Annotated in this window: 14 protein-coding genes and 1 other RNA gene; 4 read left to right on the plus strand and 11 right to left on the minus strand. The window is 35.9% G+C overall.

The genetic code is table 11. The features are described from left to right. Nucleotides 1–178: 178 nt before the first annotated feature. Nucleotides 179–832, plus strand: coding sequence for a carbonic anhydrase family protein (locus ESZ54_RS00440; RefSeq protein ID WP_136135702.1), 654 nt, complete (start codon nt 179–181; stop codon nt 830–832). A gap of 41 nt (nt 833–873) precedes the next feature. On the opposite strand, the gene ESZ54_RS00445 is transcribed toward ESZ54_RS00440, so the two are convergent. From ESZ54_RS00445 to tadA, 4 genes are all read right to left on the minus strand, one after another. Further along, nucleotides 874–1,401, minus strand: coding sequence for a biotin transporter BioY (locus ESZ54_RS00445; RefSeq protein WP_136135703.1), 528 nt, complete (start codon nt 1,399–1,401; stop codon nt 874–876). A gap of 87 nt (nt 1,402–1,488) precedes the next feature. Further along, nucleotides 1,489–2,466 (minus strand): biotin--[acetyl-CoA-carboxylase] ligase, encoded by a 978-nt coding sequence (locus ESZ54_RS00450; protein ID WP_136135704.1) that lies wholly within the window; start codon nt 2,464–2,466, stop codon nt 1,489–1,491. 98 nt (nt 2,467–2,564) lie between these two features. Beyond that, nucleotides 2,565–2,659: signal recognition particle sRNA small type (gene ffs, locus ESZ54_RS00455), an RNA gene on the minus strand. Between the two features lie 26 nt (nt 2,660–2,685). Continuing rightward, complete coding sequence (tadA, locus tag ESZ54_RS00460) at nt 2,686–3,201, minus strand: tRNA adenosine(34) deaminase TadA (RefSeq protein WP_136135705.1); 516 nt, start codon at nt 3,199–3,201, stop codon at nt 2,686–2,688. 93 nt (nt 3,202–3,294) lie between these two features. On the opposite strand from tadA, the gene ESZ54_RS00465 reads away from it, so the two are divergent. Then, nucleotides 3,295–4,152, plus strand: coding sequence for a PucR family transcriptional regulator (locus ESZ54_RS00465; RefSeq protein WP_204249489.1), 858 nt, complete (start codon nt 3,295–3,297; stop codon nt 4,150–4,152). Here ESZ54_RS00465 and ESZ54_RS00470 read toward each other — a convergent pair. Continuing rightward, on the minus strand, nt 4,149–4,847 hold the full coding sequence (locus ESZ54_RS00470) for a zinc metallopeptidase (protein ID WP_136135707.1): 699 nt from the start codon (nt 4,845–4,847) through the stop codon (nt 4,149–4,151). The two genes, ESZ54_RS00465 and ESZ54_RS00470, sit on opposite strands and share 4 nt — an antisense overlap. A gap of 201 nt (nt 4,848–5,048) precedes the next feature. On the opposite strand from ESZ54_RS00470, the gene ESZ54_RS00475 reads away from it, so the two are divergent. Beyond that, nucleotides 5,049–6,593 carry an AcpB/EbpR/MafR family transcriptional regulator gene (locus ESZ54_RS00475; protein ID WP_136135708.1) on the plus strand — a complete coding sequence of 515 codons (1,545 nt, stop codon included), beginning with the start codon at nt 5,049–5,051 and terminating at the stop codon, nt 6,591–6,593. A 62-nt stretch (nt 6,594–6,655) separates the two neighbouring features. Here the strand turns inward: ESZ54_RS00475 and ESZ54_RS00480 are convergent, their stop codons facing one another. The 5 genes from ESZ54_RS00480 to ESZ54_RS00500 form a co-directional block, all read right to left on the minus strand. Beyond that, nucleotides 6,656–7,360: an Ltp family lipoprotein gene (locus ESZ54_RS00480; RefSeq protein ID WP_420824346.1), complete on the minus strand. Its 705-nt coding sequence runs from the start codon at nt 7,358–7,360 to the stop codon at nt 6,656–6,658. 165 nt (nt 7,361–7,525) lie between these two features. Then, entirely contained in the window at nt 7,526–11,059 is a 3,534-nt protein-coding gene (gene nifJ / locus ESZ54_RS00485) for a pyruvate:ferredoxin (flavodoxin) oxidoreductase (RefSeq protein WP_136135709.1), read from the minus strand. A gap of 31 nt (nt 11,060–11,090) precedes the next feature. After that, on the minus strand, nt 11,091–11,540 hold the full coding sequence (locus ESZ54_RS00490; RefSeq protein WP_136135710.1) for a flavodoxin: 450 nt from the start codon (nt 11,538–11,540) through the stop codon (nt 11,091–11,093). Between the two features lie 296 nt (nt 11,541–11,836). Then, the gene (locus tag ESZ54_RS00495; protein ID WP_136135711.1) at nt 11,837–12,124 is read right to left on the minus strand and encodes a glycine cleavage system H family protein; all 288 of its coding nucleotides are present in this window, start codon (nt 12,122–12,124) and stop codon (nt 11,837–11,839) included. Between the two features lie 21 nt (nt 12,125–12,145). Beyond that, a complete protein-coding gene (locus tag ESZ54_RS00500) occupies nt 12,146–12,502 on the minus strand; it encodes an arsenate reductase family protein (protein WP_136135712.1) in 357 nt (118 codons plus the stop codon). A gap of 154 nt (nt 12,503–12,656) precedes the next feature. Here ESZ54_RS00500 and ESZ54_RS00505 point away from each other — a divergent pair, with 154 nt between their 5' ends. Continuing rightward, nucleotides 12,657–13,316, plus strand: coding sequence for a metal-dependent transcriptional regulator (locus ESZ54_RS00505; RefSeq protein WP_136135713.1), 660 nt, complete (start codon nt 12,657–12,659; stop codon nt 13,314–13,316). 39 nt (nt 13,317–13,355) lie between these two features. Here the strand turns inward: ESZ54_RS00505 and ESZ54_RS00510 are convergent, their stop codons facing one another. After that, a complete protein-coding gene (locus ESZ54_RS00510; RefSeq protein ID WP_136135714.1) occupies nt 13,356–16,049 on the minus strand; it encodes a WxL domain-containing protein in 2,694 nt (897 codons plus the stop codon). Nucleotides 16,050–16,234 lie beyond the last annotated feature (185 nt).

Raw genomic sequence — 16,234 nt, forward strand, 5'->3', positions numbered from 1 at the left:
AAAGCGGTTACTTTTGTAATAGAAAGAACTTTCACAAAAACGTCCGTGAAAAGATGTACAAAACTGACATTCTCTACACTTTTTCACAAATAAATATTTATATAAATTGGAGTTGTATTAGTTGCTTTTAAATTTGTCTTTCTTGTATCATAAAAACTGAGAATTAGGGGGGAACATTATGAAGAAAATTTCGAACTACAAGAAGTGGGACTACAATCAACAGGAAGACTGGTGTTTCCAATCAAAATTTACACAATCACCAATTAACATTCAGACTGATCAAGTTCAACCACTAATAGACGAAGGAAATATCTTAGTTAATTATGACACAGTTTTAAGCGATGTTTTTGATACAGGGTGTGCAATACAAGGAAATGTTTCTGGCCATGCCATGATTAACGGACGTCGTTTTAAATTAAAACAATTTCATTTTCACGCTCACAGTGAACATACCATTGATGGGACTAAGTTTCCACTAGAATTACATCTTGTTCACCAAGCCCAAAATGGACATTATGCCGTTCTAGCAATTTTTATTCAAATTGGTAAAAACGCTCCCGATTTAGAGCCAATTGTTGAATCATTTCACACACTTAATTTAACAAAGAGCTTAAATCTTGAAGGCATCTTACCAAACAATCGAACTTATTTTCATTATGAAGGTTCTTTAACCACTCCTCCATTAACTGAAAATGTCGAATGGTACATCTTTAAGTCGCCTATCGAAATAAGTCAAAGTCAATTTCAGCGTTTGACTGAACGCTATTCGCAAAATCATCGTAATCAACAAGACTTAAATCAACGGCCAGTCTTATATAAAGAAATAAATTAACAAAAACCGTATTTTCATTTATAGAAAGTACGGTTTTATTATTATTTCGCCAGTGCTACAAGCTGAAATTTTTCTAAGCGCTTTGTTAGAGTAATTAAAATAAACACTTTTATAAAGTCTACTAATAAAAAAGGTACCACACAAACAGTCAACGCAAACCAAAATGATTGTTTCGTTACAAACATAAAGAAGAGCACGCCGACAAGATAATTTAATGTCACGCCAGAAATAAGTCCTGCTACTAAATGATTAGTCTTATGACTTTCTGCACCGAGTCCTGCCAAATATGATAGAACTGGAAAAGATAATATAAAGCCACCAGTTGGCCCCATAAAAATTGCCGCACCACCACTAAAATTAGCAAAGACAGGCAAACCTACTAAGCCAAGCATAAGATAGAGTAAAACGGCAATTGTGCCATCTCTTTTACCTAAGACAATTCCTGCTAAAGGAATAATAAAGGTTTGTAATGTGATTGGCACCCCGAAAGGCATTGGTATACTAACTTGCGATAAGACAATAATCAGTGCTGTAAACAGACCAATTCGTGTCATTGTTTTAATATTCAAAAAAACTCAACTCCTTTAACTTTTTTTCAGTATAAAAGGAATCAGGTTAATTGTCAACTTATTTATTTCACAAGGTGACAATATGTTTTAAAGCTTCAAATGAACTTCGCCTGTGTTTAAAAAGCTTTCAGAACCATCTTGAAGACGTACATGTAATTGCCCCATCGAATCAATTCCAAGAACTGTTGCTTGATAAGAATCTGTTCGACTTGTTATTGTCACCTCTTGATTCAAACCTAGTAAACGATTACGATAAGCACTTAACAGTTCTGCTTCATCGACTGTTTCCAACCCTATTAAAAATGCTTCTAAAATATTTGCAATTAATTCATTGCGGTGTAGTGGCATTAATTCATTTTCAAAAATTGACGTCGCAACTTGGGCTACTTCTTCAGAAAAATCTTGTATCGTTGCAGTAAGATTCAAACCAAAGCCCACTACAAGCCATTCAATTTGACCACTTTCAAAGTCGGTGACAGCTTCGGTTAAAATCCCGCCCACTTTTTTACCTCTGAAAAACAAATCATTCACCCATTTAATATCCAGTTTTTTACCTGTAAGTTGTTCAAATGTTTCAGCAATTACCACAGCTGTATACATGGTAATTAAAGTTGGCGTTGAAAAATGCAAACGGTCTTGTTTCAATATAACACTCAAATAGATTCCTGTTCCCTGGGGTGATTCAAATGTTTTGCCATAACGACCTTTACCTACTGTTTGTTGATTCGCAACAATCACAGTCCCAGAAACCGCACCCTTAATAGCAAGTTCTTTGGCATACTGATTAGTTGATCCAATCGAGTCAAAACAAGTCACGCGCACCCAGTCTTTGGTCTCTTTTAAGTAAGAACATATACCTTGAACAGTCAAAGTATCATCTTCCGCAGCTAAGCAGTACCCTTTGCGCGTCTTGGCTTCAATTTGCAATCCTTCTTGTTCTAACTGTTTGATTGCTTTCCAAACAGCATTACGCGACATATCAATTGATTCAGCGATTTTTTCACCTGACGCAAACTTACCGCGATTGGCTTCGAGATAGGCTAAAACTTTTTCTTTCGTTGTCATCAGTTTTCATCCCTTCAAAATAAAAAAAGCAATTGTCCCAACGTGCCTATGACGTAACGAAACAACTGCGCTTAATTTTAGATAATAAAAAAAGGTCATTATGACCAGTTTTATCAGACACATGGTAGCACTCACGTAGTGCTGCTTCCTTCCAGACCTGACACGCTTAGCGAGCCTACCATTGCCCTAGCCTTACGGCAACATTTATTATACTAAACTTTACTCTGAAAAGCTAGCCTTTTTCTTCATTCTCTTTTTTTCTTCACGGATTTTTTTAAAGAAGCCAATCAGTAACATCGCACACTCTTTTTCCAAAATACCTGACTCCACAAAACAACGATGATTTAGGCGATTGTCTTCTAACAAGTGATACAAGCTTTCACACGCACCCGCTTTGATGTCACGCGCGCCATAATAAACATCTTTAACACGTGAATTAATAATCGCACCAGCACACATTGGACATGGTTCAAGCGTCACAAAAAGTGAGGCTTCTTCCAAACGCCAGCTTTCCGTTTTACGATTAGCATTACGAATTGCAATCATCTCAGCATGTGTTGTCGCATCTTGTGAAAACTCGCGGACGTTATAACCCCGACCAATAATCTCACCATCTAAAACAACAACCGCTCCAATCGGCACTTCATTTAACAATTGCGCTTTTTCAGCTTCCAATAAAGCTTGACGCATAAAATACTCTTTTTCTTCTTGAGAATATTGCGAAACTAACTCCATTCTCTCCTCCTCCAATCTCCGTTTCAACTCAGTGAACTTTTCCTTTGAAATATGCTAAACTATAAATAAAAACTGCGAAGGGACATGCCAACCATGATGAAAATATCTGAATTAATGCAACTTTACCCTACTGGTGAAGAAACCAATGTCAAACTAGAACAATCACATCTGTTAACGCTCAGAGTCGACTCACAAAAATGGTTTCAAATCCCAAAACAGGATTTAGCCGCAAATGAACAACACTTGCTTCAATTATTATTTCCTGAAGATGACGTTTCAATCGAAAGTCACCAACATCCGTGGTTCCAATATCTCTTTAATCATACGCTGACTTTACCAAAAACGGAAGGTTATTTCCGCGTTTTGCAAATTCAATTAAAACAAGGTGCTTCTGAAAGTAAAAATTGGTTAACACATTTAGCTAGCCTCTTTCAAGAAGTCGATGATTTCTTTTTTATTGATGACACACAAGCCATTATCATTGAAAAACAAACTAAAATCCAATATCAACCAGACGATATCGAAGGGATGCTTTTAACCTTAGAAAGTGAATTCTTAATTCAAGCAAAAATATTTATTGGCTCATTTCATCTGATTACCCATCAGTTTAATGAATTTTTCAATGAAGAACAAGCCCTTTTTAAACGCTATCACGAAACAGCAGTCCGTGTCTTCTCATTTCAAGATGTGGCCCTTGATGCACTGACCCATGAAGCCATTGATAACAGCATGATTATGCAAGAAATCAAGGCTTCGTTGCAATTTGATGAAGACTTAACAAATATTATCAAAACGCTTTGGGAAGAACAAGGCAATATCACCTCTGCCGCTAAAAAATTGTTTATTCACCGTAACACTTTACAATACCGACTAGATAAATTTTATGATCGCACCGGCTTGTCTCTAAAAAAAATGAATGACTTAACCTTGTGTTATCTACTTATCCATTAATCACGGCGATTGCCAAATAAAATGACCAATCTTAATAATTGTAATAATGATGAAATCGCTGCAGCCACATATGTTAACGCTGCGGCGATTAATACTTTTCGAGCTACAGCTAATTCTTCTTCACTCAAAATTTGATTATCTGAAAGAATCGCCAAAGCACGACGAGAGGCATTAAACTCCACTGGTAATGTCACCACTTGAAAAATAAAAGTTAAGGCAAAACACCAAATTCCGATGGTCACAAGCATTGGCATTGAACTAAAAAAGATAGCACCAAAGATAATTAATGGAATTGAAACTGTTGCCCCAAAGTTCACCACTGGTACTAAACCAGCACGTAATTTTAATGGCATATAACCAACTTTATCTTGAACCGCATGACCACATTCATGAGCGGCGACCCCAATAGCAGCAACAGAAGTTGAAGAATGCGTTGTTTCAGATAAATTTAAACGCTTAGTATGCGAATTATAATTATCTGTTAAATCGCCACCAATTTGATACACACTCACATCCTTAATGCCCGCACCACGTAATATCATGCGCGCAACATCTTCTCCTGTATAGCCTTTACAATTTTGTACTTTTTCATACTTCCGATAGGTACTACTTACATAGGCAGAAGCTGCCATTGAAATTAACATCCCAATAATGACTAAAACATATGTTGGATCAAACATTGGATAAAAAAACATCCAAAGACCTCCTTTAAAAATTTTATTCTTGATATATTATACCAAAAATGTGTGACTGAACTAAGAATATTTTATAATCAATTAGGTTTTAAAATGGATTTATAGCAGAAATTATTGTATCTTTAATATGATTTAAAAAAATTTTTTTGACAACTTCCAAATTTTTGTTTTCAACTTAATCAAAGCAAAGGATGAACACATATGCGTCCACTTTTAGACATTCCCACACAAAGACGTTTAAATATATTAGAACAATTAAATGAGGCTGATACCTGGATTAGTTCTAACCAACTAGCCACTCTAAATAACGCCTCACTTAGAACCATTCATAATGATATCAACTTTTTAAAAGAAACCTGCACACCACATCTCACCATCGAAACTTCTAAAAAAAATGGCGTACGTTTACTTTTTCATTCATGTTCCCATTTAAAAATGGTCTATCAGGATATTTACAAACAATCCGATGCCTTCTCTTTGATTGAATCAGTTTTTTTTGATACGAGTTTGAGTATCGAGCGTTGGGGCACACGACTTTTTGTCAGCGAGTCTTCACTTTATCGAATTGTCAATGATATTACGATTAGTCTTGGTCAATTTAACTTAACTTTAGAGAAAAAGCCTTGTCGTATTCTTGGCAAAAAGGAATTAGATGTTCGTTACTTTTTTGTTCGTTTTTTTAAAGAAAAATACTTTATTTATGACTGGCCTTTTGAAGCAAGTAAAGATGAATCATTTCATCTCTGTTCCCTATTACTAGACTTAACTAAAACAAAACTTGATGGGGACCTCTTAATTCAGATGTGTCATTTGGTCAATATTAGTTTAATTCGCAGTAGCCAAGGTTTTACAATCAATGAAAAACCAACTGCTCCTCAAGCTGCTATTGTTGAGAAAATCGAACAGCAACCTAACATCATGGGATACTTAAATAATTTATTTGCAACTTATAACCTAGAACCGAGTCATGAAGAGATTGGTCAGTTGGTTTATTGCCTTGCAAATTTTATCACCTATTGGATTTACGATGAAGCTCAAGCTGCTGAAGCAAATCATACAATTGGCCTACTTTTGAATAATATTAAAACGACCTTCCGAATTGACCTTGAACCGAAGTTAGAAAAAACACTCTTCCAAGAAATTCGCCAAGCATATCTCTTCTATGCCATTTTCCCTTATCAAAATTACCTACTTTTTGATGAGTATCAAGAGTATAAAAATACTATCCAAAAAGATTTTCCAATCTTTAGTCAGGTTATTAAGCAAAAGTTAATCCAGATTGAAAATGAGTCTAACTTTCCTTGGTATCAGCTACTCTACCCTAAAATTCTATTTATCTTAATTACACAATGGGAATTTCTCGCTGAAAAAATTAATGAAAGAAAAGCTAAAGTCGAAATTCTTATTTTGAGTGACCAAGGTCAAGCTCACACCAACTTCTTAATTCGACAAGTCACTCACAGTTTTGGTGATCACGCTACCTTTTACTCTGCAGAAAGTGATCTCTTTTTCTTTGAAAAAACAACCTCGGAAAACTTTGAGAGCTATGATTTAGTTTTGACAACTTTCGCAACCGATTTAATTCCTTGCGAAAAATTGATTGTCATCAATAATATTCCATCAAACCACGATTGGCAAACCATGCGTCAAGCGATTAAAGAGCGTTACATCAAGAAACAAGAAGACATCTTCCAATTAAATCAAGAAACTTTTGATATTGAGCGCAAAGATGGTTCACCATTTTAATATAGAAAAACGCTTTGAAAGTAGCACTTTTATGTGCTCCTTCAAAGCGTTTTATATTTAACTTATTTACTTAAGTTATCAATCGCATATTGCGCTTCTTCTTCAGTAAATTTCTCACCATGTTCAGATGTTAATTGTTGTTTAATTGCATCTGGTGACATTGACATATTTTTTTGGTAAGATTCAGCCTTTTTCAGTGCGTTTTTCTTCCAATCCCATTTTACATTGTCAATGGCATATTGCGTTTCTTCTTCGGTAAATTTTTCACCATGTTCAGATGATAATTGAGATTGAATGCCTGCTTTTGATAACTGCATGTTTTTAGCATAATCTTCTGCTTTTTTCAACGCATTTTTATTCCAATCAGCCGTTACATTTTCCATTGCATAATCCGCAGCTTCAGTTGAAAATTTTTCACCATGTTCAGATGTTAACTGATCATAAATTGATGCTTTTGACATTTTCATTGATTTAGCATACGAATTTGCTTTTTTTAAGGCAGAACTATATTCTTTAGGAACATCATCTTTTGATGCTTCTTTTTTTGGTTTTTCTTCTTTTGCTTCACTTTGTTTGCTTTCTTTCTTCGTTGAAGTTTCCTCAACTTTCGCAGTGTCTTTTGGTTTTGAGCCATCTTTTGAGCCCATTTGAGAACCAATCGCACCCATCACAATCAGAACAGCAATTACGATGAACCACCATTTTTTATAAAAAGGTTTAACCTCCTTATAAACTTTCCCATCCTTAGCTTTCATTTTCTTAGCCAATTTAAAACTCCCCCTAACATTATTAGTTGTAAGTCCATAAAAGAACCACAAACAAATACATTATAACAGGTTTTATCTTTAAAAACCGGTAAATTTCCAACTTTGTTTGATAAATCCTGCTATTGATTATTAAAAAGGGATTCATTCACGCTTTATAGATACTTATTATTTTTTCGTCAACTCTTGATACTTCTCATTTTTTTCAATAATATCATCCGTTGATTTGCCAATCAGCTCTTCAACCTCAGCTTCATTTTGTAAAACATTTTGTAATGCTGAGAAACGTGTTTGGTGTTTAAAGAATTCTGATAGCTTATCAAATTTCAAGCGTTTAGAGTCTAGTTTCAATGGTTCTTTGCCTTTTTCAAGTAATCTTGGGTTATAACGATACAATGGCCAGTAACCTGACTCTACCGCGTCTTTCGCAACATTAATCGCTTGACTCATCCCACCTTTAATACCATGAACAATACATGGCACATAACCAATAATCAGTGATGGTCCAGGATAACTTTCAGCTTCAGCAATCGCCTTGATTGTTTGGGCTGGATTCGCATTTAATGAAATTTGTGCAACATAAACATTGCCGTAGGTCATCGCAATCATGCCTAAATCTTTCTTAGCTGTTCGTTTACCATCAGATGAGAATTTCGCAATAGCAGCTGTTGGTGTTGCTTTCGACGTTTGTCCACCAGTATTTGAGTACACTTCGTTATCGAGTACAAAGATATTCACATCTTCGCCACTAGCTAGAACGTGATCGATACCGCCAAAACCAATATCATAGGCCCAACCATCGCCACCCATCATCCATTGACTAGGTTTAACGAAGAGATCTTGTTGTGCTAAAATTTCTTTTAGAACTGGGAATTTGGCTTGATCGGCTTCAAGGGCTGCAATCAATTTAGTTGAACGCTGTCTTGAGCCTTCACCTTCCCACATGTGATCCATCCAATCCGTCATTAACGCACGTAAATCATCAGTTAATGTTTCCGTTTCAAGCACAGACGCCATTTGATTACGCAATGTTTCACGTTGTGTTTTATTCGCAAGATACATCCCAAAACCAAACTCAGCATTATCTTCAAGTAATGAATTACTCCAAGCTGGTCCTTGACCGGCATCATTGGTTGTATATGGTGTGGCTGGTGACGAAGCACCCCAAATTGATGAACAACCTGTCGCGTTTGAGATTAACAAACGGTCACCATACAATTGCGTAATCAATTTAATATATGATGTTTCACCACAACCCGCACAAGCTCCAGAGAATTCGATCAATGGTTTCTCAAATTGTGAACCTTTAATACTTTCTAATTTACGAACTGGATTGGCTTTTTGTTTTAAAGTCATCGCAAAAGCCCAATTAAGTGCTTCATCTTTTTGATCTTCATAAGGTCGCATTACTAACGCTTTACCTTTTGCAGGACAAGCTTCCACACAAAGACCACAACCCGTACAATCTTCAACCGACACTTGAATACGGTACATTAAACCATCTGCTCCACGCATCTCGCGCGTGATAAAGCCTTCCGGTGCTTCGGCCTGTTCTTCCTCATCTGCTAAGAATGGGCGAATCGCGGCATGCGGACAAACAAAGGCACACTCATTACACTGCGTACACGCATCTGGTAACCATTCCGGCACTTCAAGAGCAACACTTCTTTTTTCAAAAGCTGCCGTCCCCATTGGAATCGTACCATCAGTCATATTGTTTTCAATTAAAGTCTTCACACTCAACTCATCGCCTTCTTGACGATTAATTGGTTCTAAGACTTCACGCACATACTTAGGTTTTGATAAATCAATCGGTTCATTGTTAATTTCAAGCTGCGCCCATTCTGACGGCAAGTCGATTTTAACTAAATGAGACACGGTTAAATCAATCGCTTGGTGATTACGATTCACCACTTCTTGTGATTTATTTCCATAAGCTTTCGTTACTTCTTCTTTTAAATAAACCGGATATTCTGACAACGGAAGTAGACGTGTCAACTCGAAAAAGGCGGTCGACATAACCGTATTAATTCTACGTCCCAAGCCAACTTGCGTCGCAATATCCATCGCGTTAATGATATAGAATTGTGCTTTTTTGTCTGCCAAAGCTTTTTTCAAACGTTTTGGTAACAAACGCAACACACGCGCTTCATCCCAAGTTGTATTTAACAAGAAGATACCACCCGGTTTCAATCCTTTGACTAAATCATATTGATGTAAATAAGACGCATTATGACAACCAATAAAATCAGCCTGTTCAATCAAATAGGTTGAATCGATTGAATCCGGACCAAAACGCAGATGTGACACTGTTAAGCCACCCGATTTTTTCGAATCGTAGGCAAAATAAGCTTGCACATTATTCTCCGTATGGTCACCAATAATCTTGATTGCTTGTTTATTCGCACCAACTGTTCCATCTGAGCCAAAGCCCCAGAATTTCGCTTGATACGTTTGTGGTGTCGTTAAATCTAAACTTGGACCTAATGGTAATGATAAATGCGTCACATTATCTTTAATTCCGACAGTAAAACGGAATTTCAGCTCGTCTGCATTTAATAGTAAATGATCATAAATTGCCACAATCTGATTAGGAGCCACATCTTTTGAACCCAAACCAAATCTCCCACCTATCACAAGTGGACGATTTGCATGTCGATAAAGCGCACTTTGTACATCTAAAAGTAACGGTTCACCATCTGCACCTGGTTCTTTCGTACGGTCCAAAACAGCAACTTTTTCAACTGTTGCTGGCAATTTTTCAAGTAAGTTTTCCGTTGGGAACGGGCGATACAAATGAATATTCACGTGCCCCACCTTACGGCCTTGTTGATTCAAATAATCAACAGTTTGGCGAATGGTTGGCGCCACTGAACCCATTGAAATGATGACTTCTGTTGCTTCAGGATCACCATAATACGTCGTCAAATCATAGTCTGTCGCTCGCAGCGTATTAATTTTTTCCATATATTTCTTCACTAAACGTGGGACTTGTTCATAATACTGATTGACCGTTTCACGTTGTTGGAAATGAATATCTGTATTTTGTGACGTTCCTGAAACAGTCGGATGATTAGGATTCATCCCACGTGCTCTGAATTGCGCTAAACTGGGTTGATCAATCATTGCTTCTAAGTCTTTATAATCAATCGCTTGAATTTTTTGAATTTCATGACTCGTTCTGAAACCATCAAAGAAATTCATAAAAGGTAAGCTCGCTTCTAAACTTGCGAGATGGGCAACTGCCGAAAGATCCATTACTTCCTGAACCGAACTTTCAGCCAGCATACAAAAGCCTGTTTGACGCGCTGCCATGACATCACCATGATCGCCAAAAATACTCAATGCATTCGTCGTCACCGCTCGGCTCGCGACATGGAAGACGCTCGGTAAAAGCTCCCCTGCAATTTTATACATATTTGGAACCATCAACAATAAACCTTGCGAAGCTGTGTACGTCGACGTTAAAGCTCCCGCTTTTAGTGAGCCATGAACTGCACCTGCTGCTCCAGCTTCTGATTGCATATTAACAATCTTAACCGGCTCTCCAAAAACATTTTTTCGTCCTGCGACCGACCAGCTTTCGACAACCTCAGCCATTGTTGAACTTGGTGTAATTGGATAGACTGCAGCGACTTCTGTAAAAGCATATGATATATATGCTGCTGCTGTATTGCCATCCATTGTCATTGTTTGCGTCATTGTCTTTTGAACCCTTCTTTCTGTATTATTCTTAGTTGCTACTACTAACCTTTAATTGTTCCACAAAAGTTTGTAAAGCATTAATATCTTCATCTTCAGCATTATGTTCGATTTTCACCATGTCAGCACCTTTTGTTGCACCCGTTTTTTCAAATTGTGCCACAAAATCATAAGCTGATTGACAGTAGTATTCACCGTAATCAGTATCTCCTGAACCAACGACGCCAAAGATTTTACCACTTAAGTCTTCATCTTTTAAATCTTCAAAAAAGTCTTCGAATTCATAAGGTAAATCACCATCTCCATATGTATAAGTTGCAACCACACAGACATCGGCATCTTCAAAATAATCTGAATCAACATCTGTACATTCTTCACATTCAACCTCGAAGCCTTCATCCTCTAATTTTTCTTCAATAATTTCTGCGATTTCTTCTGTATTACCAGTCATACTCGCAAAGACAATTTTTGCTAAAGCCATTTTATTCGTACTCCTTTTTTCGCTATATTTTTAATAATTAATTCTATTTTTCACAAGTTTCAACGGTTTAATTTTAACACACTATGTCAAGAATATGAACCGTCTGCGCTAGATGGAATTTACGAAAAAATATTAATATTGAGCTTCTTATAATAATTGACAAACACTGTTCCATCTATCAAGAACAACAAATTGTTTTTCTCAGCAACAGCACTCACCCCCGGAACTTATAAATTCGTACCGAACAACTAAAAATATACAAAAAGCGTCCGCATAAAAAACGGACGCTTTCTTTATTAATCATTTTCGACTGTAAACAACCAAGCACACTCAACATCTAATAGTTTTGTGTTCTTCAAGCCTTCTTCATTTACTTCAACGACACGTCCATTTACTGGACTTTCGTATTCAACAACGGTTTTTTCGGCTTCTAATTCAACCACTTCATCACCTTTTTGAATCTCTGTGCCAACTTTTGGCAGCGACGCAAAGCCGATACTGCCTAAATCATCTTGTGCAGTTGCAGTTAAACCAACTTTAGTTTGATTGCCGATTGTTTCAACCCATAAATTTTTTCCTGCCATCATCGTTCCTCCTACACTCTTTTACAGAAATGCTGCTTCATAGTCAGCTTCTTTAAATCCTAATAATACTTTATCATCTTCCAATACCATAATCGGACGTTTAATTAACATACCGTCAACAGTTAAACGACCACTAGCTTCTTCAATCGAGAAATCATTCACAATTTCTTTTAGTTTTTGTTCGCGGTAACGAATACCACTTGTATTAAAAAAACGACGAATTGGATAATCATTTGCTTCCATCCAAGTTGCTAAAAGTTCTTTAGCTGGTGGTGTTTCAATCATATCGATCAAATCATACGTTACTTTATTTTCATCTAACCAAGCTTTTGCTTTTTTACATGTTGAACATTTTGGGTACCAATAAAACACTGCCATTTTATTCTTCCTTTCTTTGCCATGCTTTTTATCAAGTATATCATATCAATTTCTAAAAAAGTATGACAGTCTTTTAATATTTACATTTCAGTCTGTAAGATATGATATAATTGAGCAGTTGGTTCTATATACAAATTATCATGGGAGGATACACATGAAGAATTCATCCAGCAACAAAGAAGATTACCTAAAAGCAATCTATGAAAATAATGGGATTGATCAATTTGTCTCAAACAAAACTTTATCGCATCATCTCGGTGTTTCCCCTGCCTCTGTAACAGAGATGGTCGAAAAACTGAAGAACGATGCCCTGCTTGAATATAAGCCCTATACAGGCGTTAAACTAACAGAAGCGGGATTACATATCACCATTAAAATCATTCGTAATCATCGAATTATCGAAACATTCCTATATGACAAACTAGGCTATTCATTACATGATTTACATCATTTATCTGAAGAGCTGGAACACGTCAAAGATGCAGTCTTTTTCGATCGCTTATACCAATATCTAGGCTCCCCAGATACTTGCCCACATGGTGGCATTATTCCAACTAAAGAAAACTATCATGAAACAGCAGTCACACCTTTATCCGAATATCAAGTTGGTGCTTCACCAACAATTGATCGCGTGATGGACGACTCTTCTGTTTTAAATTATATGGCTTCAATTCAACTAAGTGTTGGTGACACAATTCATATTAAAGAAATTGATACTTTTAACGAAGTGACAATCTTTACCATTAACAATGAAGAAACACCTCATCGTTTGAGTCATAAACAAGCCCAATTTATTTTTTCAGCTGTTAAATAAAAAATGTGAGTGATGAATTTCATCGCTCACATTTTTTGTTTATAAGACATCATTTAATGTCCAAGTCATTGTACCTTTGTATTCACCTATAATAGTTCCGCCACCATTAACATTTAACTTCATTTTACTATTTAGCGGTATTTTTTTCTCTCCCTCAGTTGGTGTAGCAACACTTTCAATCGTTACTTCATTGCCATCATTAAAGCTAGCGTCACCAAATTTTAATTCACTTGCTAATTTATTTTGAGTACCAATCTTAAAGCCTGAGAACTCACCAGTTACTTTCCAAGGTGTGATTTTTCCCGCTGCGGTTTCACGTGTATTAGTAATTTTCACTTCTGGGTTACCTTTTAAAGATTTTGTTGAATCAAAAATAGATAATTTGTGTTCACCAAAATCTAATTGTGGCGGCTCTATATTAAACTTAGGTGTAAAGAGTATTGAGATTACTGTAGGTTCATCACCAACTTGACCATTTTGAACATCAGTATTCCCTTTTTTAACCTTAATTGAATGGAACGTATAGCCATTTGCTGCTTTATCACCAGCTTGGATTAACGTATTCACATCAGTTCCAACAATTTGAAGACCTAATGGTTTCGCAGGTTTACGATCAACCGAATTCAAACCGTTAAAAATAGCTTTACCTGTTTCAATATTAATATATTGAATTTCAACTGGTACTTGATTTAAGGCATAGTAGACTTTAACTTCATTAAGATCTGCTGTAACTGTTTTTGTGACTGTAAATCCTGAAGTAATACCAGATCTAATCGGGTCAAATTTGTATTTTTGTCCTTCTAAGAATGGTCTTGCCTCAACATTTACTACATCCCCAATACGTTTATCAACTTGCCTTACTAAACCACCCAAAATATTCTCTGGTAAAAGAGACTCCTGTCCTTCTGGTTTACCTAAATAGTAGTTGATTCTCACACGTTTTTGACGATTTATAGAGAGTTCAACAGACGGTATGTTTACAGTTGAATACTCATGATTCATATTAACAGTAATTTTATTTTCTCCAACAGTAAATTTTTCCTTTGGTATAACAATAGACCAATTACCCGTCCCAGTGTTCGCTGGATAATTATATGTTCCTATAATTTCCTCGCCTTTTTTTATTTCAATTTTACCTTTAGAATTTGTTAAATCTTTCCATGTTCCCTTTAATTCTACGTTTGCTTGGTCTTCAATGATATCAGCAACTGGGGTTTGAACAGTAAATGTTGGTGCAGGAAAATAGTTTACTGCTTTTTTTCCAGCAATAACTTCTGCTTCAGTCCAATTTCCCGTCAGTTTCCCAGTCGCCTTATTATAGTTTGGTGTGGATAGATCCACTAAATATTGATTATCTGGTGTAACTGCCGGTAAATTAACTGTATACGCTTCATCTTTTCTACCAAATACATTTGTTAAAACTGTATTGATTAAACTTGAATCGATTTTATTCATTTGTTCAATTTTCATATTCGGTAAAATATTCAGACTTGCTTTAGCATATCCTTTATTGCCTTTTGAATCGACAATTTCAAAATTGATTAAATGCTTACCCGGAGCCACTCCAGCTGTAGGTATATTAAAAACAAATGGTCCTTGTTGGTCATTTTTTGTATAAGTTTGGGTTGGAATTTCTCCATTAGCCCATGTCGCAGTATACTTCCCACTTTGTCCATTTGGCGTTTCAATATCAAACCAAATACCATCAACTTTTGCAACTTTTCCTTCTTCTACCTCGTATTCCTCTAGATCAGGAATTATTTCAGGGTTTGTTGAGGACATTCCTAAACCAGTAGTAAAAGTAATATTATTTCCTTCTTTTGGTTTTATAGAAACTGGTTTTCTTTTAGTTACCATTTCAGAATCGACTTTACCACCGCCCGTATTATCTGCAGCACTATAAATCACATCACCAACCTGATCATTGGGATAGGCCACCCTACTTTCTCGTCCAACACCATCAATAGCATCCGGTTTAAATTTAAAAAATGCCCCTGAACTCCAATGTCTTCCAATAAAATTCGTTGGATTTGTTCTAAATTTCTGGAAACTATAGTTTAATTTAACACCACTATGCTCAATATACATACCTCGATTGGCACCACTTGATCTAACCGGAACGCCATCATCTCCTGCTAAAGCAGTGTCATGCTTGTAAAAAACCCCTATATTTTGATTAGTTTCTGTAGCATTCCAAATTGTCATCCCAGTTTTAATACCAACAGAATATTCATCTGGGGTCATCAACATTTCAAAAACATAGTTATTATTTTTAATTGCTTGTAATAACACAATTGATGAAGTACTTTCATTAACTAAAAAAGTAGCATCACTATTTATCTTAATTTCTTCAAGACTACCATTTGTATTTAAGAAGTGCGCTCCTCCATAATAGGCGCTTCCATTGTTCCAAATTGAAGTAATCAAATCAGATCCCTTATAATAAGATACATTTGCAACTGTTGCATTACCAGAAGCATTTGGCTTGTCTTTGTTACCAATATTGAACGAAAACTTTTCTTGTGTGCCTTCTGGTCCTAACAATACTGGTTGCATTGCTTTATATCCCAAGTTTACCTTAGAAAATTTTTCGGTACCCGTTCTATTCGTATATTCATTAATTCGATCCTGTAGTAAATCCGCATGTCCTACTTCTCCATAGGCTACCAATGACACCATTAACATTACACCAACAAACAATATCGTTTTAAAAAAGCCTGATATTTTTTTCATTCAGTTTCTACTCCTTTCAACCCCTAAACAGATAAATAACCAATTGCAAATATATAGTTTTATTATTTCCTAGTTTCGCGCATTAATAACAAAAAACATATTTTTTGTATTACATTAATTATACAATTTATATAATAGACTTTCAAGGTATAGTAGTATTTCAAGCTCTTATATAGTAGTATTTT

This window comes from Vagococcus silagei (assembly GCF_004795745.1).
GTDB lineage: Bacteria > Bacillota > Bacilli > Lactobacillales > Vagococcaceae > Vagococcus > Vagococcus silagei.